Origin of the sequence: Pseudomonas carassii, from assembly GCF_036324045.1 — a bacterium.
Lineage (GTDB): Bacteria > Pseudomonadota > Gammaproteobacteria > Pseudomonadales > Pseudomonadaceae > Aquipseudomonas > Aquipseudomonas peradeniyensis.
Window position 1 is genome coordinate 90,317 of record NZ_JAZDCT010000007.1, and the last position, 21,948, is coordinate 112,264.

Below are 21,948 nucleotides of genomic sequence, written 5' to 3' on the forward strand. Positions count from 1 at the left end.
GACGAACATGAACGACGCATTGAACTGGAAGCCCGCCGGCACACCCAAGGCCGAGCCCCTCGAAGGCCGTTTCATCCGCCTGGAAAAACTCGACCCGGCCCGCCATGGCGACGACCTCTGGGAAGTACTGCAAGGCCCGGGCTCGGATCCGGTGCTGTGGGACTACCTGCCCTACGGCCCGTTTGCCGAGCGCGCCGGCTTCGACCACTGGCTGCAAGGCAACGCCGCCAGCCGCGACCCGCTGTTCTACAGCGTGATCGACCGCACCAGCGGCCAGGTTCAAGGCATCCTCAGCTACATGTCGATCGTCCCGGAACAGGGCCGCTTCGAGATCGGCCACATCGCCTTCGGCGCCGCCATGCAGCGCACGCCGAAAGGCACCGAGGCGGTGTACCTGCTGGGCAAGCTGGGGTTCGAGCTGGGCAACCGCCGGCTGGAATGGAAATGCAACGACGCCAATGCCCGCTCCAAGCGCGCGGCGGAACGCTTCGGCTTCGTCTTCGAAGGGGTGTTCCGTCAGCACATGGTGGTCAAGGACCGCAACCGGGATACGGCGTGGTATTCGATTACCGACGGCGAATGGCCGGCGGTGGCGGCGGGGTTCGAGCGCTGGTTGAGTGTGGATAACCAGCAACCTGAAGGTCAGGTGCGAACCTTGGAGACATGCCGTCAGGGCTGAGTCTTGCTCAAACCTCACCGGCCTCTTCACGGGTAAACCCGCTCCCACAGGTTGGGCGCCGACTCTGTGGGAGCGGGTTTACCCGCGAAGGGGCCGGGAAACCCAGCACAAAAAAAGGGGAGCATTCGCTCCCCAGAGGTTAACCGCTTGCAGATGAAGGCTTCTGTCAGCCTTCGATCTCGATCAGGATCTCGCCCGGTGTCACCCGGTCGCCCTTGGCCACGTGGATGGCCACGACCTTGCCGGCGATGGCCGCCTGGACTTCGGTCTCCATCTTCATCGCCTCGGTGATCAGCACCGCCTGGCCGGCCTTGACCACATCGCCTTCCTTGACCAGCACATCGACGATGTTGCCCGGCATGCTGGTGCTGACATGGCCCGGCTCGCTGGCCTGCTTGCGCTTGCTGCCACCACCGCCGACGAACTCGTTGAGCGGCTCGAACACCACTTCCTCCGGCATGCCGTCGATGGACAGGTAGAAGTGGCGCTTGCCTTCGGCCTTGACGCCCACGCCGGTGATGTCGACGCGGTAGGTCTCGCCGTGCACGTCGATGACGAACTCGGTCGGCACGCCCTCACCGCCCACCGAGCCCACCGCGCCGGCTTCCGGAATCGGCAGCAGGGCTTCGGGCTTGAGGGTGCCGGCTTCGCGTTCCTCGAGGAACTTGCGGCCGATGTCGGGGAACATGGCGAAGGTCAGCACGTCTTCCTCGGATTGCGCCAGGCTGCCGATATCGGCACGCAGCTTGGCCATCTCCGGCTTGAGCAGGTCGGCCGGGCGCACGTCGATCACTTCCTCGCTACCGATCGCCTGGCGGCGCAGCTGCTCGTTGACCACGCCCGGGGCCTTGCCGTAACCGCCCTGCAGGTACAGCTTCACCTCGTTGGTGATGGTCTTGTAGCGCTCGCCGGCCAGCACGTTGAAGAACGCCTGGGTACCGACGATCTGCGAGGTCGGGGTCACCAGCGGCGGGAAGCCGAGGTCTTCACGAACGCGCGGGATCTCTGCCAGCACTTCGTTCATGCGGTTGAGCGCACCCTGCTCCTTGAGCTGGTTGGCCAGGTTGGAAATCATCCCGCCCGGTACCTGGTTGACCTGCACGCGGGTGTCCACGGCGGTGAACTCGCTCTCGAACTGGTGGTACTTCTTGCGCACGGCGTAGAAGTACAGGCCGATTTCCTGCAGCAGCTCCAGGTCCAGGCCGGTGTCGAACTCGCTGCCCTTGAGCGCGGCGACCATCGACTCGGTACCCGGGTGGCTGGTGCCCCAGGCGAAACTGGAGATCGCGGTATCGATATGGTCGGCGCCGTTTTCCACCGCCTTGAGCTGGCACATCGCAGCCAGGCCTGCGGTATCGTGAGAGTGGATGAACACTGGCAGCGACTGCTCGGCCTTCAGCGCCTTGACCAGTTCGCCGGTGGCGAACGGGGTCAGCAGGCCGGCCATGTCCTTGATCGCCACCGAGTCGCAGCCCATGGCTTCCATCTGCTTGGCCTGCTGTACAAAGGCGTCGATGGTGTGCACGGGGCTGGTGGTGTAGGCGATGGTGCCCTGGGCATGCTTGCCGGCGGCCTTCACTGCCTCGATGGCCACACGCAGGTTACGCACGTCGTTCATGGCGTCGAAGATGCGGAACACATCAATGCCGTTGACCGCCGCCTTGGCGACGAAGGCCTTGACCACGTCGTCGCTGTAGTGGCGGTAGCCCAGCAGGTTCTGCCCGCGCAGGAGCATCTGCAGGCGGGTGTTGGGCAATGCGGCGCGCAGCTTGCGCAGGCGCTCCCACGGGTCTTCCTTGAGGAAGCGCACGCAGGCGTCGAAGGTGGCCCCGCCCCAGACTTCCAGCGACCAGTAGCCGACCTTGTCGAGCTTGTCGCAGATCGGCAGCATGTCTTCGGTGCGCATGCGGGTGGCCAGCAGGGACTGGTGGGCGTCGCGCAGGATCGTGTCGGTGACAAAGATTTTCTTGGACATTGTTCGGTTCCTCACAGGCCTGCGTGCGCGGCGATGGCGGCGGCGATGGCCAGGGCCAGCTCTTCGGGTTTGCGCTTGATCGAGTAGTTGGTCAGTTCAGGGTGGCTTTCGACGAAGCTGGTGTTGAACTGGCCGCTGCGGAATTCCGGATTGCGCAGGATTTCCTGGTAGTACGCGGCGGTGGTCTTCACCCCCTGCACACGCATGTCGTCCAGGGCCCGCAGGCCACGGTCCATGGCTTCTTCCCAGGTCAGCGCCCAGACCACCAGTTTCAGGCACATGGAGTCGTAGAACGGCGGGATGGTGTAGCCGGTGTAGATCGCCGTGTCGGTGCGCACGCCGGGGCCGCCGGGGGCGTAGTAGCGGGTGATCTTGCCGAAGCTGGGCAGGAAGTTGTTCTTCGGATCTTCGGCGTTGATGCGGAACTGCAACGCGAAGCCACGGTGCTGGATGTCTTCCTGCTTGATCGACAGCGGCAGGCCGGAAGCGATGCGAATCTGCTCGCGGACGATGTCGATGCCGGTGATTTCCTCGGTGATGGTGTGCTCCACCTGCACCCGGGTGTTCATCTCCATGAAGTACACCTCGCCATCGGCGAGCAGGAACTCCACGGTACCGGCGTTCTCGTAATCCACCGCCTTGGCCGCGCGCACCGCCAGGTCGCCGATGTAGGCGCGCTGCTCGGGAGTCAGCTGCGGGCTCGGGGCAATCTCGATCAGCTTCTGGTTGCGGCGCTGGATCGAGCAGTCGCGCTCGAACAGGTGCACCACGTTGCCGAAGCTGTCACCGAGGATCTGCGCCTCGATGTGCTTGGGGTTGACGATGCATTTTTCCAGGAACACTTCCGCCGAGCCGAAGGCCTTGGTGGCCTCGGAGATGACACGGGGGAAGTTCTGCTCCAGCTCTTCACGGCTGTTGCAGCGGCGGATGCCACGCCCGCCACCACCGGAGGTGGCCTTGAGCATCACCGGGTAACCGATGCGGTCGCCTTCACGCAGGGCTTCATGGATATCGGCGACGTTGCCTTCGGTGCCGGGGGTAACCGGGACACCGGCCGCGATCATGGTGCGGCGTGCCTCGGTCTTGTCGCCCATGCGGCGGATGACATCGGCGGCCGGGCCGATGAACTTGATCCCGCGTTCGGCGCAGATCTCCGCAAGCTCGGCGTTTTCCGACAGGAAACCGTAGCCTGGATGCAGGGCATCGCAGCCGGTCTCGACAGCAAGGTTCACCAGCTTGCGCGGGTTCAGGTAGCCGGCCAGGGGCTCGGCACCGATGCTGTAGGCCTCGTCGGCGCGCTTGACGTGCAGGGCGTGACGGTCGGCGTCGGCATAGATCGCGACGGAGCGAATGCCCATCTCGGCGCAGGCACGCACGATCCGAACTGCGATCTCACCCCGGTTGGCGATCAGGATTTTTGTTATCACTGGAGTCTTCCCAAAGCCGTAGGAACAGACGATCCGGTTTTACCGGTCGGCGCGTGACCAGACGTCGCTGGCCAGTCGCATATTCACCCTAGCGCTGAAGGTCGATAAACAAAAATCAATATTTGTTAGGGGCAGTATTAGCAAAAGCTTATAGTGAGGTAACAAGGTTTTGCCGGAGCCCCGGAAAAAATGCGTAAGTCCTTGATGCGTATGACTTTGCGTCAGCTTCAGGTGTTCAACGAGGTGTGTGATCTGCGCTCCTACAGCCGGGCGGCCGAGGAGATGGCACTGACGCAACCCGCCGTTAGTCTACAGATCCGCCAGCTCGAGGAGCTGGTCGGCCAGCCGCTGTTCGAGTACGTCGGCAAGAAGCTCTACCTGACCGAGGCGGCCGAGGCGCTGCAACGCGCCAGCCGCGATATCTTCGGGCGCCTGGAGAACCTCGACATGCAGTTGTCGGACCTGCAGGGCTCATTGCAGGGTCAGCTGAAACTGGCGATCGAATCCAGCGCCAAGTACTTCGTGCCGCACCTGTTCGCCGCCTTCAAGCAGCGCCACCCGGAGGTCAACCTCACCCTCACGGTGGTCAACCGGGCCCAGGCGATCCGGCGTCTGTCGGACAACCGCGACGACCTGACCATCATGTCCATGGTGCCCCAGGATATGGGCCTGGAGTTCCTGCCCTTCCTCAACAACCCGATCGTCGCCGTGGCGCCGCCGGACCATCCGCTGTGCAAGCTCGAACAACTGCGCCTGCAGGATCTCGAGCCTCATGCCCTGCTGGTCCGCGAACAAGGGTCGGGCACGCGCAGGGCCTGCGAGGAGTTCTTCAAGGACAAGCGCGTGCACTTCACCCAGACACTCGAGGTGGCCTCCACGGACGCACAGCGAGAATGCGTGGTGGCCGGCCTGGGCATCGCCCTGCTGACCCGCCACGCGGTCAACCTGGAGCTGGCCACCGGCGTGCTCAGGGAACTGCCGGTGGAAGAGCTGCCGCTATACCGCAGCTGGTGCCTGGTGCAGTCCAAAAGCAAGCGCCAGTCGCCGGTTGCCTTGGCGTTCCAGGCGTTCATCCGCAGCGAACGTGCGCAGATCAGCGGGATTGTGCAGCGTTTCTCGGGGAAGTTGCCGCCGATACCTGCCACACCGTGATGTCCTGCAGGTCGGGGTAGTCGGCCAGCTCGCGCAGCAGCTGGCGCTGGTCGCAGTAGCTTTCGATCGCGCGGCGGAACTCCATGCGGCGCTGGTCCTTTTCCTGCTGCTTGCGAGCCTTGGCGTTGGGTTGGTACACACCTGCGTGATCATGTGCCATTGCCTGTCTCCCAAATAGGATGCGGGAGTTTCAGACTGGCCTCAGGGATTTACCGTTTTGCGGTGAAATAGTGACGAAATGATGAAATCTGCGTATCGCTCAGTCGTCGGTGGCCTTGATCGACTTGGGCGATAAACGCAGGCTGCGCAAGCTGCGCTTCACGCTCTTGAGGTGATTGACCAGGCTCGGCCCGCGGGCCATGGCCACGCCCATGGCCAGCACGTCGATCACCACCAGGTGGGCGATACGCGAGGTCAGCGGGGTATAGATTTCAGTGTCTTCATGCACGTCGATGGCCAGGTTGACCGTCGACAATTCGGCCAGTGGCGTCTGGCTCGGGCACAGGGTGATCAGGTTGGCGCCACTTTCACGCACCAGGTTGGCGGTGATCAGCAGGTCCTTGGAGCGCCCCGACTGCGAAATGCACACCGCCACATCGCCCGGCTTCAGGGTAACCGCTGACATCGCCTGCATATGCGGGTCGGAATACGCCGCGGCGCTGAGCAGCAGGCGGAAGAACTTGTGCTGGGCATCGGCCGCGACCGCGCCGGAAGCGCCAAAGCCGTAGAACTCCACGCGCTGGGCCTGGGCCATGGCGGTCACCGCCTGCTGCAGCGCCTGCGGATCAAGGTGCTCGCGCACCTCCATCAGCGTATGCAGGGTGGTATCGAAGATCTTCAGGCTGTAGTCGGCGACCGAGTCGTCTTCATGGATGGCGAACTGGCCGAAACTGGCGCCGGCGGCCAGGCTCTGCGCCAGCTTGAGCTTGAGGTCCTGGAAGCCCGAGCAACCGATCGCCCGGCAGAAGCGCACGATGGTCGGCTCGCTGATCCCCACACTGTGCGCCAGGTCGGCCATCGAGCTGTGCATGACGGCAGCCGGATCGAGCAGCACATGGTCGGCCACTTTGAGTTCCGATTTGCGCAGCAGGTGCCGCGATTGGTCGATATGTTGCAACAGATTCACGGGCTGGACTCGGTTATGATCGGCGTGCCGGGATGTAGCTTTCTTGTAGTTATACTACATGCTTGCCAACCCGCCCAGCTAAACGAACGTGGAGAGTGGTGGTTTGACGATTCCTTGCGACATCCTGGTCTTCGGCGGCACGGGCGACCTAGCCCTGCACAAACTGCTCCCGGCGCTCTACCACCTGTATCGCGAGGCCCGCCTGCACAATGCCGTGCGGATCATCGCCCTGGCCCGGCGCCACCTTTCGCGCAACGACTACCTCAAGCTCGCCGAACGCCATTGCCGGGCGCAGATCGCCCGCCAGGACTTCGACGAGGACGTCTGGCAGCGCTTCTGCGCCCGCCTGGACTACTTCCCCATGGACGCCGCGCAGAGCGCCGACTTCGGTCGCCTGGCCCGTTACCTGGGCGAGCCCGGCGGGCTCACGCGCATCTTCTACCTGGCCACCGCGCCCAAGTTGTTCGTGCCCATCGCCAACCACCTGCGCATCGCCGGCCTGGCCGACAGCGAGGCGCGCATCGTGCTGGAGAAGCCCATCGGTCACTCGCTGGAGTCGGCCACCGCGATCAACGAGGCCATCGGCGCGGTGTTCAGCGAACCGCAGGTATTTCGCATCGACCACTACCTGGGCAAGGAAACCGTGCAGAACCTCATGGCCCTGCGCTTCGCCAATGCCCTGCTGGAACCGGTGTGGCGCAACGGCCAGGTCGACCATGTGCAGATCAGCGTCTGCGAGACCCTCGGCGTGGAGAACCGCGGCGCCTACTACGACCGTGCCGGCGCCACCCGCGACATGCTGCAGAACCACCTGCTGCAGTTGCTCTGCCTGGTGGCCATGGAGCCGCCGGCGCAATTCGAGGCCGAGGCGGTGCGCGACGAAAAGGTGAAGATCCTTCGCGCGCTCAAGCCCATCACCGGCCAGGACGTGCAGGACAAGACCGTGCGCGGCCAGTACGGCGCCGGCAAGATCGGCGGCCAGGAAGTGCCGGCCTATTACTTCGAGAAAGACGTGGACAACGACAGCGACACCGAGACCTTCGTCGCGGTGCAGGCGCACATCGACAACTGGCGCTGGGCCGGCGTGCCCTTCTACCTGCGCACCGGCAAGCGCATGGCGCGGCGCTCGTCGCAGATCGTCATCCAGTTCAAGCCGGTGCCCCACGAGCTGTTCAGCGGTGGCCAGGTCAACCTGTTGCTGATCCAGCTACAGCCGGACGAGCACATCAGCCTGCGCATGATGACCAAGAGCCCGGGCAAGGGCATGCGCCTGGCACCGGTCGAACTGGACCTGAACCTCGCCCAGGCCTTCGCCCAGACCCGCCGCTGGGACGCCTACGAGCGGCTGTTGCTGGATGTGCTGGAAGGCGACTCGACGCTGTTCATGCGCCGCGACGAGGTCGAGGCCGCCTGGGCCTGGATCGACCCGATCCTGCAAGGCTGGGAGGAACACTTCCAGGCGCCACGCCCCTACCCCGCCGGCAGCAATGGCCCGGAACAGGCCAACAGCCTACTGGCACGCCAGGGCCAGGCCTGGCACCTGTAGGAGCGGCCTTGTGTCGCGAACGGGCTGCAAAGCAGCCCCGACAACTCCAAGCCGGGCGCCTAGGCCGACCTTCAGCGCAACAGGTCAGCCGTCGAGCGATCAAGCAGCGCGCGGAACGAGGTCGCGTCCACCGGCCGGCTGATCAGGTAGCCCTGCACCTCATCACAGCCATGCTCGCGCAGGAACTGAAGCTGCTCGCGGGTTTCCACCCCTTCGGCCACCACCTTCAAGCGCAAACTCTTGGCCATGGCAATGATCGCCCGGGTGATCGCCGCGTCCTGAGTCCCTTCTAGCAGACCACGGATGAACGCCTGGTCGATCTTCACGTAGTCCACCGGGAAGCGCTTGAGGTAGCTCAGCGACGAATAGCCGGTGCCGAAGTCGTCGATGGCCAGCTTCACCCCCAGCGCATGCAACTGCTCGAAGGTGGTGATGATGTGCTCGACGCTGTCCAGCAACTGGCTTTCGGTCAGTTCTAGTTCCAGCAAGTGCGGCGCCAGGCCGGACTCCTGCAGGACCTGGCGCACCAGGCTGACCAGCTTGCCCTGGCGCAGCTGGTACACAGACAGGTTGACCGAAACGCGTACCTCCAGGCCCTGGCGCAACCATTCGCACGCCTGCCAGCAGGCCTGGCGCAGCACGAACTCACCCATGGGCGCGATCAGCCCGGTCTCTTCGGCCAGGCCGATGAACTCACTGGGCGGCACCATGCCCCACTCGGGGTGCTGCCAGCGCACCAGCGCCTCGGCCGCGTGCAACTGGCCGGTGCGCAGGCACAGCTTGGGCTGGTAGTAGACCAGCAGCTGGCGCTCGTCGATGGCCTTGCGCAGCTGGTTCTCCAGCTGCAGGCGTTCCAGGGTGCTGGCGCGCAGGCTCTCGGTGTAGAACTGGAAACTGTCACCGCCCAAGTGCTTGGCGTGCTGCTTGGCCATGTCGGCCTGACTGACCAGGGCATTGAGGTCCTGAGTGGCGTCGGACAACAGGCTGATGCCCACCGACGCGCTGATCACCACCTCGTGCCCACCCACGCGCTGGGGCACGCGCAGCTTGTCGAGCAGCCGGGTGGTGACGCGCACCAGGCTCGACAGGTTGGTGTAGCCGTCGAACAGCACGGCGAACTCGTCGCCGGACAGGCGCGCCACGGTGTCGGCCTCCGGCACCGCGTTGGCCAGGCGCTGGGCCATCTTCTTGAGCAACTGGTCCGCCAGTTCATGGCCCAGGCTCTCGTTGAGCAACTTGAAGCGGTCCAGGTCCACATGCAGCAGCGCCAGGCTGCGACCGTTCAGGCGCATGCGCTGCGCCGCCTCGTGCAGGCGCAGGCGGAACAGCGCGCGGTTGGCCAGCCCGGTGAGGTCGTCGTAATGCGCCAGGTAGCGCAGGCGCTCCTCGGATTCGCGGCGCGCGGACAGGTCGGTGAAGAAGCCGACGATATTGACGATCCGTCCCCGTGGGTCATTCACGCTGTTCAGTTGCAGCCACTGCGGGTAGAGCTCGCCGTTCTTGCGCGCCTCGACCAGCTCGCCCTGCCAGCGGCCCTGCTGCTCCAACGCCTGGTCGATGGCCTGGCTGTGGCGCCGGGCATCGCGGCTGCAGGGCAGCTCCAGGGCGTTGCGGGCGATCAGCTCGGCCCGGCCGTAGCCGGTGACATCGCAGAAGGCCTGGTTCACCGCCAGCAACTGGAAGTCCGCATCGAGAATGGCGATCCCTTCGCTGGCCGCCTCGAATACCGTCGCGGCCAGGCGCTGCTGCTCTTCCTGTTCTTTCTGCGCGGTGATGTCGCGGCGGGTGCCGAGCATGCGCAGGACCTTGCCCTGGCCATCGGACTCCACCGCCCGCCCACGGTCCTCGATCCAGCACCAGTGCCCCTGGGCGTGGCGTACCCGGTACTCGACCCGGTAGTCCTCGGTGCGCCCCTTGAGGTGCTCGACCAGCGTGCGCCGCAGCACGGGCAGGTCATCGGGATGCAGCCTCGGCTTGAGGTCGGCGCGCACCGAGCGCACCTGCTCCGGATCCAGGCCAAACAACGTATGCAGCTGGGTGTGATGGACCTCGTCGGTTTCCAGGTTCCAGTCCCACAGCCCGAGTTCGCTGGCCTGCAAGGCCAGGGCCAGGCGCTGCTCGCTCTTGCTCAAGGCCTGGTTGGCCAGGTCCAGCTCATGACTGCGTTGGGCCACCCGCTGCTCGAGACCGGCATGGGCCTTGCGCAGATCGTCCTCGGCCCGTCGCCGCTGGGCGATCTCTGCGCTGAGCTGGCGGTTGAGGCCTTCGCCATGGCGCTGGGCGTTCTGCAGGTGCTCGATCAGCGCCTGGTTCTGGAAGCGGCGCAGCAGGCCGCGCTCGATCAGGCGATTGACCTGCCAGGCCACCACCATCAGCGCCACCAGCAGGATCAGCCCCAGCCAACCCCAGCCGCGCTGGTGCCCGGCATCATAGACGAAGAGAAACGCGATCGGCGGCAGCAGGCACGGCAGGGCGAAGCTGAGAAACGCCGGCAGGCTGACCGCGTAGGCGACACTGGCCGACAACGCCGCCGCGCCGAGCAGGCCGAAGACCCAGGCCTGCTGCACGAAGTTGTCCGCCGGCGCCAGGGCAATCACCGCGCTGGCCAAGGTCAGGCCGCTGAAGGCCGAGCCGAACAGGAACATGCGCCGCCAGGTCGGCTTGGCCTGGCGCGCCGGCGTCGCCGCGTCGAAGGCCGCCACCTGGATCACCCGCAGCGCTACCAGCGCCAGCAACCAGGCCATCCACACCCCGACCAGCAGATAGCGCGCAGGGCTCCACAGCAGCCAGGCGCAGAGCAGGCCGTTGAGCAGCATGAACAAGGTGGGCAACAACGAGCCCTGGTACAGCAGGCGAGTACGCTCGATCGACAGCTGGGTGGCGAATTGCCTGCGAACGCTCCTTGTCGTCTCCGGCGATGCTCCGATCGCCCCGCAATCCTGGGTCATATTGGCTGGTTTCTTTTGTGTTCTTGTTATGGCTGACCGCAAATGTGCAGGGAGCATACACAAGCACCGCGTCGGACCAAACTGCTCTGCGTCATGATTTCGAAAATGTCTGCTGCGTCCAGGTCTGACCGCTCAACCACGGGTGCCAGGCGAGGCCACCGATGAACGGTCGAGCGCCCGCCCGGCGATTTGCGCCCGGGGCGTTTGCCCCTGCCTTCGCGCGGCCATAGAATGCCCGGATGCATAATGACGACCTCTCCCTCCTGCTGAACTCCCTCAACGACGCTCAACGCCAGGCCGTGGCGGCCTCGGTGGGGCGCCAACTGGTGCTGGCCGGCGCCGGCTCGGGCAAGACCCGCGTGCTGGTGCACCGCATCGCCTGGTTGATCCAGGTCGAACAGGCCTCGCCGCACTCGATCCTGTCGGTGACCTTCACCAACAAGGCCGCGGCGGAAATGCGCCAGCGGATCGAGCAACTGCTGGGCATCAACCCGGCCGGCATGTGGGTCGGCACCTTCCACGGCCTGGCCCACCGCCTGCTGCGGGCGCACTGGCAGGAGGCGGGGCTGGCGCAGAACTTCCAGATCCTCGACAGCGACGACCAGCAGCGCCTGATCAAGCGGGTGATCCGCGAGATGGGCCTGGACGAGCAGAAGTGGCCGGCGCGCCAGGTCCAGTGGTTCATCAACGGGCAGAAGGACGAAGGCCTGCGCCCACGGCATATCCAAGCCAGCGGCGACCTGTTCCTGGCCACCATGCGCGACATCTATGTGGCCTACGAGCAGGCCTGCGACCGCGCCGGGGTCATCGACTTCTCCGAGCTGCTGCTGCGCGCCCTCGACCTGTGGCGCGACCACCCGGACCTGCTCAGGCACTACCAGCGCCGCTTCCGCCACCTGCTGGTGGACGAGTTCCAGGACACCAACGCCGTGCAGTACGCCTGGTTGCGCCTGCTGGCCTCCGGGGGCGACAGCCTGATGGCGGTGGGCGACGACGACCAGTCGATCTACGGCTGGCGCGGCGCCAAGATCGAGAACATCCACCAGTACACCGCCGACTTCCCGGACGCCGAGCTGATCCGCCTGGAGCAGAACTACCGCTCCACCGGCGGCATCCTCAAGGCTGCCAACGCCCTGATCGCCAACAACAGCGGGCGCCTGGGCAAGGAGCTGTGGACCGACATGGGCGAGGGCGAACCGCTCACGCTCTATGCCGCGTACAACGAGCACGACGAAGCGCGCTATGTAGTCGAGACCATCGAAAGCCTGGTCAAGCAGGGCAACGCACGCAGCGAGATCGCCATCCTCTATCGCTCCAACGCCCAGTCGCGGGTGCTGGAAGAGGCCCTGCTGCGCGAACGCATCCCCTACCGCATCTATGGCGGCCAGCGCTTCTTCGAGCGCGCCGAGATCAAGAACGCCATGGCCTACCTGCGCCTGCTCGAAGGCCGCGGCAATGACGCGGCGCTGGAGCGGGTGATCAACGTGCCGCCACGGGGCATCGGCGAAAAGACCGTCGAGGCCATCCGCGACCACGCCCGCCACAGCCAGCTGTCGATGTGGGAAGCCATGTGCCAGCTGCTCGCCGCCAAGGCCCTCAAGGGCCGCGCCGCCAGCGCCCTGGGCGCGTTCATCGAGCTGCTCGAGAACCTCGCCGCCAAGGTGCTGGACATGCCGCTGCACCTGATGACCCAGACGGTCATCGAGCAGTCCGGGCTGATCGTCTACCACCAGGAAGAAAAAGGCGAGAAAGGCCAGGCCCGGGTGGAAAACCTTGAGGAACTGGTCAGCGCGGCGCGCAACTTCGAGACCAGTGACGAAGACGCCGACCTCTCGCCGCTGTCGGCGTTCCTCGGCCACGCCTCGCTGGAGGCCGGCGACACCCAGGCCGACGAGCACGAGGACAGCATCCAGCTGATGACCCTGCACAGCGCCAAGGGCCTGGAGTTCCCGTACGTGTTCCTGGTGGGCATGGAGGAAGGCCTGTTCCCGCACAAGATGAGCCTGGAAGAGCCCGGCCGCCTCGAAGAGGAGCGCCGCCTGGCCTACGTGGGCATCACCCGGGCCATGCGCCAGCTGGTCATGACCTACGCCGAGACCCGCCGGCTGTATGGCAGCGAGACCTATAACAAGGTGTCGCGCTTCGTCCGGGAGATCCCCGCCGGGCTGGTGCAGGAAGTGCGCCTGTCGAACACCGTCAGCCGTCCGTTCGGCGGCGCGAAGACGCCGGCCAGTAGCCTGTTCGCCAACGCCAGCATCCCGCAGACCGCCTTCAGCCTCGGCCAGCGGGTGCAGCATGCGGTGTTCGGCGAAGGCGTGATCCTCAACTTCGAGGGCTCCGGCGCCCAGGCACGGGTGCAGGTGAACTTCTCCGAGGGCAGCAAGTGGCTGATGCTGGGCTACGCCAAGCTGGAAGCTATCTGACTGCCGCCCCCACAGGTACCACGCCAACCTGTAGGAGCGGCCTTGCCGAGGCGTCGGACCGGTCGGAAAGGGCTGCGCAGCAGCCCCGGGATTTCAGCGTTGTTGCAAAGATCGCCGGGGCCGCTTTGCGGCCCTTTCGCGACGCAAGGCCGCTCCTACAGAGATCACGCCAGTTAAGAAATCTCAACAAGACAGTTGCTCCCACACGACCCCTACCATCCGTACGATCAAGCAAAAGCTCGAAACATCTTGTCGCTGGCTATGTCTGCCAGTTCATGTGCACCATGACGCGCGTGCAATCCACACAAACGGGAATCCCCATCTTATGCAACGTTTTCTTAGCATCGCTCTGGCGCTCTGCGTCGGCCTGACGCTGAGCCTCGACGCCAACGCCAAGCGCTTCGGTGGTGGCAAGAGCTCGGGCTCCGCGCCTATCCACCAGACCCGCCAGGCCACCCCGACCACGCCTGCCGCCGCCCCGACCGCTCCTGGCCGCGCACCCGCCGCCGCCAGCGGTGCCTCGCGCTGGCTGGGCCCACTCGCCGGCCTCGCCGCCGGTGGCCTGCTGGCCTCCATGTTCATGGGCGACGGCTTCGATGGCATGCAGATCCTCGATTTCCTGATCATGGGCCTGATCGCCTTCCTGGTCTTCCGCTTCATCGCCGCGCGCCGTCGCCAGCAGCAGCCGCAACACGCTGCCGCCGGCCACGCCCCGTACCAGCGCGAAGCCCAGCCGCAGGCCGCCCCGCAGTCGATCTTCGGCGGCTCCGCCGCGCCGGTCGCCTCGCCTGTGATCAACGCCCCGGCCTGGTTCAACGAAGCCAGCTTCCTGTCCGCCGCCCGTTCGCACTTCCAGTCGCTGCAGCAGCACTGGGACGCCAACGAGATGGACAAGATCGCCGAGTTCGTCACCCCGCAGATGCTCGAGTTCCTCAAGCGCGAGCGCGCCGAGCAGGGTGAAGGCTTCCAGTCCACCTACATCGACGACCTCGATGTGCAACTGGACGGCGTCGACGAGCGTGCCGACCAGACCGACGCCACCCTGACCTTCCGTGGCGTGTCGAAGACCTCGCGCTTCGACCAGGGCGAAGCCTTCAGCGAAAGCTGGCACATGGTTCGCGCCCATGGCGAAAACCAGCCTTGGCTGCTGGCCGGTATCCGCCAAAACGGTTAACCGTCGCACGTTGCAGAAAAAACCCCGGGCCTGTCCCGGGGTTTTTGCTTTTGCCAGAGCGGCCTACTAGGGTATAACGCGCAGCGTTGTCATAAGGTCAGAGGATGTGAACCGTGGAAGAAGTGATCGAACAACTCCGTGAAGCCAACGAGCCGGTACCGGTGCCGCTGGAACTGCCGGACGAGGATCAGCTGGTCGAGATCGAGGAAGAGCTGTTCATCAATATCCCGTTCGTGTTCAAGGAATACCTGCTGACCGTCAGTGACGTGGTGTACGGCAGCCTCGAGCCGGTGACCGTGACCGATCCGCAATCCCACACCTACCTGCCGGAAGTGGCGGCCAACGCCTGGGACGCCGGTGTGCCCCGCGATCTCATTCCCATCTGCCAGGACGGTGACGACTACTACTGCGTCGAAGAGGACGGCACCGTGGTGCTGTGGTCCGGCGAGGAAGAAATCGTCACAGAGGAAAGCTGGGAATCAGTCTGGCACTGGGCGCGGGATGTCTGGCTGGAAAGCTGAATGAGAAATACCCGCATAAAGTGATGGCTTATAGCTACCAATCACTCGTAGAATCGCCAGGCTTTCTGCGCCTGGCGACACTGCTACCGCTCCATCCCCTCGGACGACGGTGAAATCTTGCGCAGAAAGCGTTAACCGCCCGCTCAGTGCGAATGATCGCGGTTGTTCTCAAGCGTCTCCAACAACGCCACCTGCATCCGTGTATGCACCCGGATCAGCCAGCGCCATAGCAGCGCCACCACCACCGCCGCCACCACGACGATGACCAGCAGCAGTTCGCTGGTCGGCAGAATGCTTGCCGACAAGGCCGACAGCAGCAGGAAGATCACCAGCAGTGACAACAGCGGAATCACCTCGGCGATCACCCGCCGTACCCGCTGGGTATGCCGCCCGGCCATCTCGGGTTTGACGCCCATCTCCGCCAGCAACATCGACAGCGCCTTGAGCTTGCGATACGCCGCGATCAGGAACGGCAGCGACAGCAGCAATGCCGCGCCCCAGATCAGCGCCTTCTGCTGGCCGGCATCCGCCACCCACTCGCTCAACCAGTTACCGATGCGCCCGGCGAAATAACCGCCACTGAAGAAGATCGCGATCACCAGCGCCAGGTTGACCCCGACCTGCAGCAGAATGCGCCGGATCATCGCCGCCAGCATGGCCCCCTCGCCCTGCGGCTGGATACTGCGCAACCACTCGCCGTACAGCGACAGCACCCGTGCCACGCGGCTCGGCACCACCTTGCCCAGCCTGATCGACAGTGGGTCAGCAGCCCGGATCAGGTACGGCGTCAGCAAGGTGGTGATGGCCGACACCGCCACTGCGACCGGATAGAGAAAGTCGCTGGTGACCTGCAAGGTCACCCCCAGGGCGGCGATGATGAAGGAGAACTCGCCGATCTGCGAAAGCCCCATCCCCACGCGCAACGAGGTGCGCCCGTCGTTGCCGGCGATAAACGCGCCCATGCCGCAGGAGAGCATCTTGCCCAGCACCACCGCCAGGGTGATGACCACGATCGGCCAGGCGTACTCGACCAGGATCGACGGGTCGATCATCAGGCCGATGGCGACGAAGAAGATGGCGCTGAACAGGTCGCGAACCGGCTCGATCAGCCGTTCGATCTTCAGCAACTGGCGCGACTCGGCCATGATCGCGCCGATCAGGAAGGCGCCGAGCACCATGCTGTATTCGAGCTTGACCACCAGCAGGCAGAAGCCGAAACACAGGCCCAGCACGGTGATCAGCAGCATCTCGTTGCTTTCGAATTTCGCCACGTAGGCCAGCAGCCGCGGCACCAGCAGGATGCCGATGACCAGCGCGACGATCATGAACAGCGACAGCTTGCCCACGGTGGAAAACACCTCGCCGGAACTCACCGAGCCGCTGACGGCGATCCCCGACAGCAGCGCGATGATGCCGATGCCGAGGATGTCCTCGACGATCAGCACACCGAAGATCAGCTGGGCGAAACGCTCGTTTTTCATCTTCAGGTCGTTGAGCGCCTTGACGATGATGGTGGTCGAGGAGATCGCCAGGATCGCTCCGAGGAACAGCGAATCCATGGTGTTCCAGCCGAACCAGCGACCGATCTCGAACCCGATCCAGATCATCAGGACGATTTCCAGGAACGCCGCAATGAAGGCCGTGGCGCCGACCTTGAACAGCTTGCGCAGGCTGAATTCCAGGCCCAGGCAGAACATCAGGAAGATCACCCCAAGTTCGGCCAGGGTCTTGATGGTGTCTTCGTCGTGGATCAGGCCGAACGGCGGCGTGTGTGGGCCGATGATGAAGCCGGCGACGATGTAGCCCAGCACCACCGGCTGCTTGAGGCGATGAAAGAGGATGGTGACCACCCCGGCAACCAGCATGATCACCGCCAGGTCCTGGATGAAGCTGATGGCATGCATGGCGTGATACTCCTTGTTTTCGGTGCTCAGGGCGAACCGCTCCTCTGCCGGACGATCCTTCGGCGCGGAGCTGGCACATACTCTTGTGATAGACGCAAAAGCCCACGTTGCATGGGCGCCGTCAGGTTAACATCGCGCCTTGCCACAAGTTGCCGATGCAATATGCAGAAACAGATCGGCCGATTCGACACCGGCGATGGCAAGATTGGCGTGACGATGGAGCGTCATCCGACGTCCCGTACCAGGATGGGAAACCTCAACGAGGGGAAACAGAAGTGTCTGCAGATACCCGCCCCGAATCCGTGCAAATTCACCGTGAGCTCTCTATGGAACCTGGAAACGCCCAGCTGACCATGACCGTCCTGATGACACCGGACATGGCCAACTTCTCTGGCAACGTACACGGCGGCACCCTGCTCAAGTACCTCGACGAAGTCGCCTATGCCTGCGCCAGCCGCTATGCCGGCACCTATGTGGTGACCCTGTCGGTGGACCAGGTGATCTTCCGCGAACCGGTGCATGTCGGCGAGCTGGTGACCTTCCTGGCCTCAGTCAACTACACCGGCAACACCTCGATGGAGGTGGGCATCAAGGTGGTCACCGAGAACATCCGCGAGCGCTCAGTGCGCCACTCCAACAGCTGCTTCTTCACCATGGTCGCGGTGGACGACGACCGTCGCCCGGTGAAGGTGCCACCGCGCCAGCCGCAGAGCAGCGAGGAGAAACGCCGCTTCCTGCAGGGCCAGCAGCGCCGCCAGATCCGCCAGGAGCTGGAGCAGCGCTACCAGAACCTCAAGACTGATTCGATCTAGTAGAGCAAACGCTGGGCCTCGAAGCGCACCCGCGGGTGGGCGATGCGATCCTGGGCCCGCACCAGCTGCAGTTCATAGCTGGTGCAGGCCTGGGTTTCCAGCAGCACTTCATGCACGGCGGCGGCGGTGAATTCGAAAGCCTGTAGCCAGTCGTCGCCCAGCAGCACGCGGGCGAGGAACAGCCCGGAGGTCAGGTCGCCCACGCCTACCGGCTGGCGTGGGAAGGCCAGCAAGGGCCGGCGCAGGTGCCAGCTGGCATCGCGGGTCACCAGCAGCATCTCGAAGGCATCATCCGCCCGCTGTGGATAATTCAGATGCTTGACCAGCACCACCTGCGGCCCGCGCTCCAGCAACCCGCGCGCCATGCCCACGCAATCTTCCAGCGACTGCGCGCGACGGCCACAGAAACTGTCCAGCTCGAGCTGGTTCGGACACAGGATATCGGCCTTGGCGACCGCCTCCTCGAGCAGGAACTCGCTGACCTGCGCCGGTACGATGCAGCCCTTCTCGGCATGCCCCATCACCGGGTCGCACAGGTACAGGGCCTTGGGATTGACCGCCTTGATCCGCTCGACGCCGGCCAGGATCGCCCGCCCTTGCTCGGCACTGCCCAGGTAGCCCGACAACACCGCATCGCAGTGGCCCAGTTCGCCGATATTGGAAATGCCTTCCACCAACGCGGGAATTTGCGCTGGGGCAAGCACTTCCCCGGCCCACTGTCCATACTGAGTATGGTTGGAGAACTGTACGGTGTTGAGCGGCCAGACGTTGACCCCGACCCGCTGCATGGGAAACACCGCGGCGCTGTTGCCGGCGTGTCCAAAGACCACGTGGGACTGAATGGCGAGCAGGTGCGGCGTACGTTTCATGCGGGACGATTCCGAAACTGTGTGAATAAGTGTGCGGCCCGCAGTATGAACCCGATTGCCATCTGTACGACAGGCCAGAGACGCAGTTAAGCTGGATCGACCTGTCTGGAGCTTACGCAAATGCTGACCCTGGAAAACCTCTTCGTCCTGATGCTGGTGGCGACCGCAGGCGCCTGGCTGTGGCACAACCACGGGCTGCGCGAAAAGGCCCTGGCACGGGTCAAGCAGCATTGCGCCAAGCTCGACCTGGAGTTGCTCGACGACGCCGTGGCGCTCAAGCGCATCGCCTTCGTGCGTGACGCCAATGGCAGGAAGCGCCTGGCGCGCATCTACAACTTCGAATTCACCGTCACCGGTGAACAGCGCCACCCCGGCACCGTCACCCAGTTCGGTGCCCACACCATGCAGATTGAACTCGCGCCCTATCCGTTCGAGATCAAGACCCCGCCACGTGCCGACAACGTCATCGAGATGCAGCAGTGGCGCCAGGAGCACAACCGCTGGCGCAATTGATCAACGGATCAGCTGGCAGCCGCCGATGGCCGCTTGCAGGGCCTGCAAGGGTTGCGGCTGATCGAAGATCAGCTCGATGCGCGAGTCCTTGCGCCATTCGCTGAGCCGCCACTCCAGTGTCCCGCCTTCAAGGCCGTTGAACGACAGCCAGCCTTCGGTGCTGTGGATAACACCCTTCGCCCGGCGCCACGGCCATTGCTCGAGCACACCGCGCAGCACGGCCTCGTCGAAGCATTGGTCGGGATGCCAGCGCCAGCCGATGCTCCAACCTCCCTCCCCCTGCTGATACTGGCAGATTGGCTTCTGCGGATCGGTCCACAGGGTGGGCAACGGCGCTGCACTGTTATCCACAGGCAGGCTGTCATGGTCGACCGTACCTGCCGCCACGGGGGTTGAAACAGGCAATGCAGCAAGCGGCAGTATCCCGTATTCCGTCCAGCGCGCCGGTATTGCGGGTAGTGACGCAGTTATCAACAAGCGTTCGGCTTCATCCACACCGCTCGCCTTGTTGAACACCAGCAACCCCGCCTTCGCCAGTGCCTGGCGCTGAGCCTCGGGCAGGACGTCGCCCCGGGACAGGGCTGCGGCATCCAGCACCATCAGCAGTGGCTGGACCGACAGCACGCCAGTCCAGGGCGCGCGCCCCAGTTGCTCCAGCAACTCGACCGGGTGACCGAGGCCGGACGGTTCGATGAACAGGCGGTCCGGGCGAGCCTTGCGCAACAGTCGGCCAAGCCCCACCTGGAATGGCGCGCCATTGACGCAGCACAGGCAGCCTCCCGCCACTTCTCCGATGGCGATGCCCGCCTCGTCGCGGCTGAGCAAGGCGGCATCAAGGCCAATCTGACCGAACTCGTTGACCAGCACGGCCCAGCGCTCGCCAGCCGGACGCTGGTCCAGCAGGTGGCGGATCAGGCTGGTCTTGCCGGCGCCGAGCGGGCCGGCGATCACATGGGTGGGGATGTTCTGCAGCATGGCTCGGTATCGGGGTGAATTGATGGCAGTCTATACCGCCGGGCCCCGCGATTCATGCCAACCAATCCAGGCTCAACAACAATCGGCGCTCCCCGACAGGCGTCAGCGGTGACCGGTGGACCAATCCCGCGCCCTCGTTGCCCAGCCACTTCTCGCCCTTTAGCAAAGCCACCTCTCCCGCCGCCAGGCGCCGAACCTTATCCACAGGCGTCGACAACTGCTGCAAGCGAGCGCGATCGATCGCACCCTCCGCCAGCCATTCGCTGCCCGCACCGGCATAGGTGCTGAGCAGGCGCACCGGCACATGGTCCACATGCATGCGCGGGCACATCGCCCCGTCCAGTACCCGCACGCGCACACCGAGACGACGGGCGCCCAGCAGGCAGGTGTACGCGGCCACCAGCCAAGCCACATCCGCGACGAAACCGTCATAGCCGTGCAGGTCGGCGGCTTCCCTGAGCAAACCGGGCAAGGCTGGCGGGTGGCGTTCATCCACCTCGATCACCCGCTCATCGGCCAGGGATTGGCCAAGGCTGAGCACCAGGTTGGCGAAGTCCTCCACCTGGGCCGGCAGGCGGCGCTGCCAGACCGCCAGGTTGACGCCATCCTGAAGAATGTCGGTCATCACCTGGGGCGATTCACCGAACACCTGGCGGATATCCACAGTCATGCCACCGCGTCCTCATGCCAGGCCCCGAAGGGATCGGGCAAGCGCAGCCAGGCCATTGGCCCCGATTCCATCTCGTCGTCCGTGAGCAGGCAGGCCTCCAGCTCTGTGGATAACCGCTGGAAGTCGATGTTCTGCCCGATGAACACCAGTTCCTGGCGGCAATCGCCGCTTTCCACCGACCACTGCTTGAGGATCGCTGCGGTGTTCTCTTCGTCCTGCGGCCATTGCTCGCGTGGCACGAAGCGCCACCAGCGCCCCGCCAGGCCGTGACGCATCATGCCACCGGCCTGGGACCAGCTCCCGGCCTCCTGGTATTTACTGGCCAGCCAGAAGAACCCCTTGGAACGCAGCAACCGCCCGTTGCTCCAAGGCGTGTGGATAAAGTCGTAGAAGCGCTGCGGGTGGAACGGTCGACGTGCCTGCCAGGTGCTGGCGGCGATGCCGTATTCCTCGGTTTCCGGCACATGCTCGCCCCGCAGTTCGCGCAGCCAGCCCGGGGCCTGGGCCGCCTGGTCGAAATCGAACAGGCCGGTATCGAGGATGCGCGACAGCGCCACCTGGCCCATCACCATCGGCACGATCTGCGCCCGGGCATTGAGGCTGCGCAGGATGGCCACCAGCTCCTCGCGGTCAGACTGGCTGATCAGGTCGATCTTGCTCAGCAGCAGCACGTCGGCGAACTCGACCTGCTCGATCAGCAGGTCGCTGATCGAGCGCTCATCCTGTTCACCCAAGGTCTCGCCACGGCTGGCGAGACTCTCGGCGGCCTGGTAGTCACGCAGGAAGTTCAGCCCGTCAACGACGGTGACCATGGTGTCCAGGCGCGCCATGTCGGAGAGGCTGCGGCCTTGTTCGTCGCGAAAGGTGAAGGTCTCGGCGACCGGCAGCGGCTCGGAGATGCCGGTCGATTCGATCAGCAGGTAATCGAAGCGGCCCTCACTCGCCAGCCTCGCCACCTCTTCCAGCAGGTCCTCGCGCAAGGTGCAGCAGATGCAGCCGTTGCTCATCTCCACCAGTTTTTCTTCCGCCCGGTTCAGGCTGACGTTGCGCTGGACCTCGCTGGCATCGATGTTGATTTCACTCATGTCGTTGACGATCACCGCGACGCGCAGGTTGTCGCGGTTGCGCAGGACATGGTTGAGCAGCGTGCTCTTGCCGGCGCCGAGAAAGCCGGACAGCACGGTGACAGGGAGACGGTTGGGCATGACTAACCTCATCGGGCAGGCGCATTCGA

At 64.6% G+C, this 21,948-nt stretch carries 18 protein-coding genes; 8 read left to right on the forward strand and 10 right to left on the reverse strand.

The genetic code is table 11. The features are described from left to right. Positions 1-7: 7 nt before the first annotated feature. The gene (locus V0R62_RS07545) at positions 8-679 is read left to right on the forward strand and encodes a GNAT family N-acetyltransferase (protein ID WP_330103309.1); all 672 of its coding nucleotides are present in this window, start codon (positions 8-10) and stop codon (positions 677-679) included. Positions 680-845: 166 nt separating this feature from the next. Here the strand turns inward: V0R62_RS07545 and oadA are convergent, their stop codons facing one another. Both oadA and V0R62_RS07555 read right to left on the reverse strand, forming a co-directional pair. Further along, a complete protein-coding gene (gene oadA / locus V0R62_RS07550; protein ID WP_186712269.1) occupies positions 846-2,654 on the reverse strand; it encodes a sodium-extruding oxaloacetate decarboxylase subunit alpha in 1,809 nt (602 codons plus the stop codon). An 11-nt stretch (positions 2,655-2,665) separates the two neighbouring features. Then, the gene (locus tag V0R62_RS07555) at positions 2,666-4,081 is read right to left on the reverse strand and encodes an acetyl-CoA carboxylase biotin carboxylase subunit (protein ID WP_050707570.1); all 1,416 of its coding nucleotides are present in this window, start codon (positions 4,079-4,081) and stop codon (positions 2,666-2,668) included. Positions 4,082-4,285: 204 nt separating this feature from the next. On the opposite strand from V0R62_RS07555, the gene V0R62_RS07560 reads away from it, so the two are divergent. Then, entirely contained in the window at positions 4,286-5,233 is a 948-nt protein-coding gene (locus tag V0R62_RS07560) for a LysR family transcriptional regulator (protein WP_330103361.1), read from the forward strand. On the opposite strand, the gene V0R62_RS07565 is transcribed toward V0R62_RS07560, so the two are convergent. Both V0R62_RS07565 and hexR read right to left on the reverse strand, forming a co-directional pair. Beyond that, complete coding sequence (locus V0R62_RS07565) at positions 5,175-5,393, reverse strand: PA3496 family putative envelope integrity protein (RefSeq protein ID WP_330103310.1); 219 nt, start codon at positions 5,391-5,393, stop codon at positions 5,175-5,177. The two genes, V0R62_RS07560 and V0R62_RS07565, sit on opposite strands and share 59 nt — an antisense overlap. A 99-nt stretch (positions 5,394-5,492) precedes the next feature. Continuing rightward, positions 5,493-6,359 carry a transcriptional regulator HexR gene (gene hexR, locus V0R62_RS07570; RefSeq protein ID WP_023630201.1) on the reverse strand — a complete coding sequence of 289 codons (867 nt, stop codon included), beginning with the start codon at positions 6,357-6,359 and terminating at the stop codon, positions 5,493-5,495. 103 nt (positions 6,360-6,462) lie between these two features. On the opposite strand from hexR, the gene zwf reads away from it, so the two are divergent. Then, a complete protein-coding gene (gene zwf / locus V0R62_RS07575) occupies positions 6,463-7,905 on the forward strand; it encodes a glucose-6-phosphate dehydrogenase (protein WP_330103311.1) in 1,443 nt (480 codons plus the stop codon). Positions 7,906-7,976: 71 nt separating this feature from the next. Here zwf and V0R62_RS07580 read toward each other — a convergent pair whose 3' ends face one another. Continuing rightward, on the reverse strand, positions 7,977-10,853 hold the full coding sequence (locus V0R62_RS07580) for a putative bifunctional diguanylate cyclase/phosphodiesterase (protein ID WP_330103312.1): 2,877 nt from the start codon (positions 10,851-10,853) through the stop codon (positions 7,977-7,979). Between the two features lie 239 nt (positions 10,854-11,092). Between V0R62_RS07580 and uvrD the strand changes: the two genes are divergently transcribed. From uvrD to V0R62_RS07595, 3 genes are all read left to right on the forward strand, one after another. Further along, positions 11,093-13,276, forward strand: coding sequence for a DNA helicase II (gene uvrD, locus V0R62_RS07585; protein ID WP_050707575.1), 2,184 nt, complete (start codon positions 11,093-11,095; stop codon positions 13,274-13,276). Between the two features lie 325 nt (positions 13,277-13,601). Next, a complete protein-coding gene (locus tag V0R62_RS07590; RefSeq protein ID WP_062360080.1) occupies positions 13,602-14,450 on the forward strand; it encodes a Tim44 domain-containing protein in 849 nt (282 codons plus the stop codon). A gap of 113 nt (positions 14,451-14,563) precedes the next feature. Beyond that, positions 14,564-14,971: an SMI1/KNR4 family protein gene (locus V0R62_RS07595; protein WP_028689999.1), complete on the forward strand. Its 408-nt coding sequence runs from the start codon at positions 14,564-14,566 to the stop codon at positions 14,969-14,971. 143 nt (positions 14,972-15,114) lie between these two features. On the opposite strand, the gene V0R62_RS07600 is transcribed toward V0R62_RS07595, so the two are convergent. After that, positions 15,115-16,875 carry a cation:proton antiporter gene (locus V0R62_RS07600; protein WP_186712263.1) on the reverse strand — a complete coding sequence of 587 codons (1,761 nt, stop codon included), beginning with the start codon at positions 16,873-16,875 and terminating at the stop codon, positions 15,115-15,117. Positions 16,876-17,201: 326 nt separating this feature from the next. Between V0R62_RS07600 and V0R62_RS07605 the strand changes: the two genes are divergently transcribed. Further along, positions 17,202-17,687, forward strand: coding sequence for an acyl-CoA thioesterase (locus tag V0R62_RS07605; protein ID WP_023629682.1), 486 nt, complete (start codon positions 17,202-17,204; stop codon positions 17,685-17,687). On the opposite strand, the gene pdxY is transcribed toward V0R62_RS07605, so the two are convergent. After that, positions 17,684-18,556: a pyridoxal kinase PdxY gene (gene pdxY, locus V0R62_RS07610; RefSeq protein ID WP_330103313.1), complete on the reverse strand. Its 873-nt coding sequence runs from the start codon at positions 18,554-18,556 to the stop codon at positions 17,684-17,686. The genes V0R62_RS07605 and pdxY overlap by 4 nt on opposite strands. Positions 18,557-18,676: 120 nt before the next feature. On the opposite strand from pdxY, the gene V0R62_RS07615 reads away from it, so the two are divergent. Then, entirely contained in the window at positions 18,677-19,069 is a 393-nt protein-coding gene (locus V0R62_RS07615; protein ID WP_050707579.1) for a DUF3301 domain-containing protein, read from the forward strand. Here V0R62_RS07615 and V0R62_RS07620 read toward each other — a convergent pair whose 3' ends face one another. The 3 genes from V0R62_RS07620 to zigA are packed head-to-tail and all read right to left on the reverse strand — an operon-like array spanning position 19,070 to position 21,919. Then, entirely contained in the window at positions 19,070-20,044 is a 975-nt protein-coding gene (locus V0R62_RS07620; RefSeq protein ID WP_330103314.1) for a CobW family GTP-binding protein, read from the reverse strand. Between the two features lie 52 nt (positions 20,045-20,096). Continuing rightward, entirely contained in the window at positions 20,097-20,714 is a 618-nt protein-coding gene (locus V0R62_RS07625; RefSeq protein ID WP_330103315.1) for a DUF1826 domain-containing protein, read from the reverse strand. Beyond that, positions 20,711-21,919: a zinc metallochaperone GTPase ZigA gene (zigA, locus tag V0R62_RS07630; protein ID WP_330103316.1), complete on the reverse strand. Its 1,209-nt coding sequence runs from the start codon at positions 21,917-21,919 to the stop codon at positions 20,711-20,713. The genes V0R62_RS07625 and zigA overlap by 4 nt, the downstream gene beginning before the upstream one ends. Positions 21,920-21,948 lie beyond the last annotated feature (29 nt).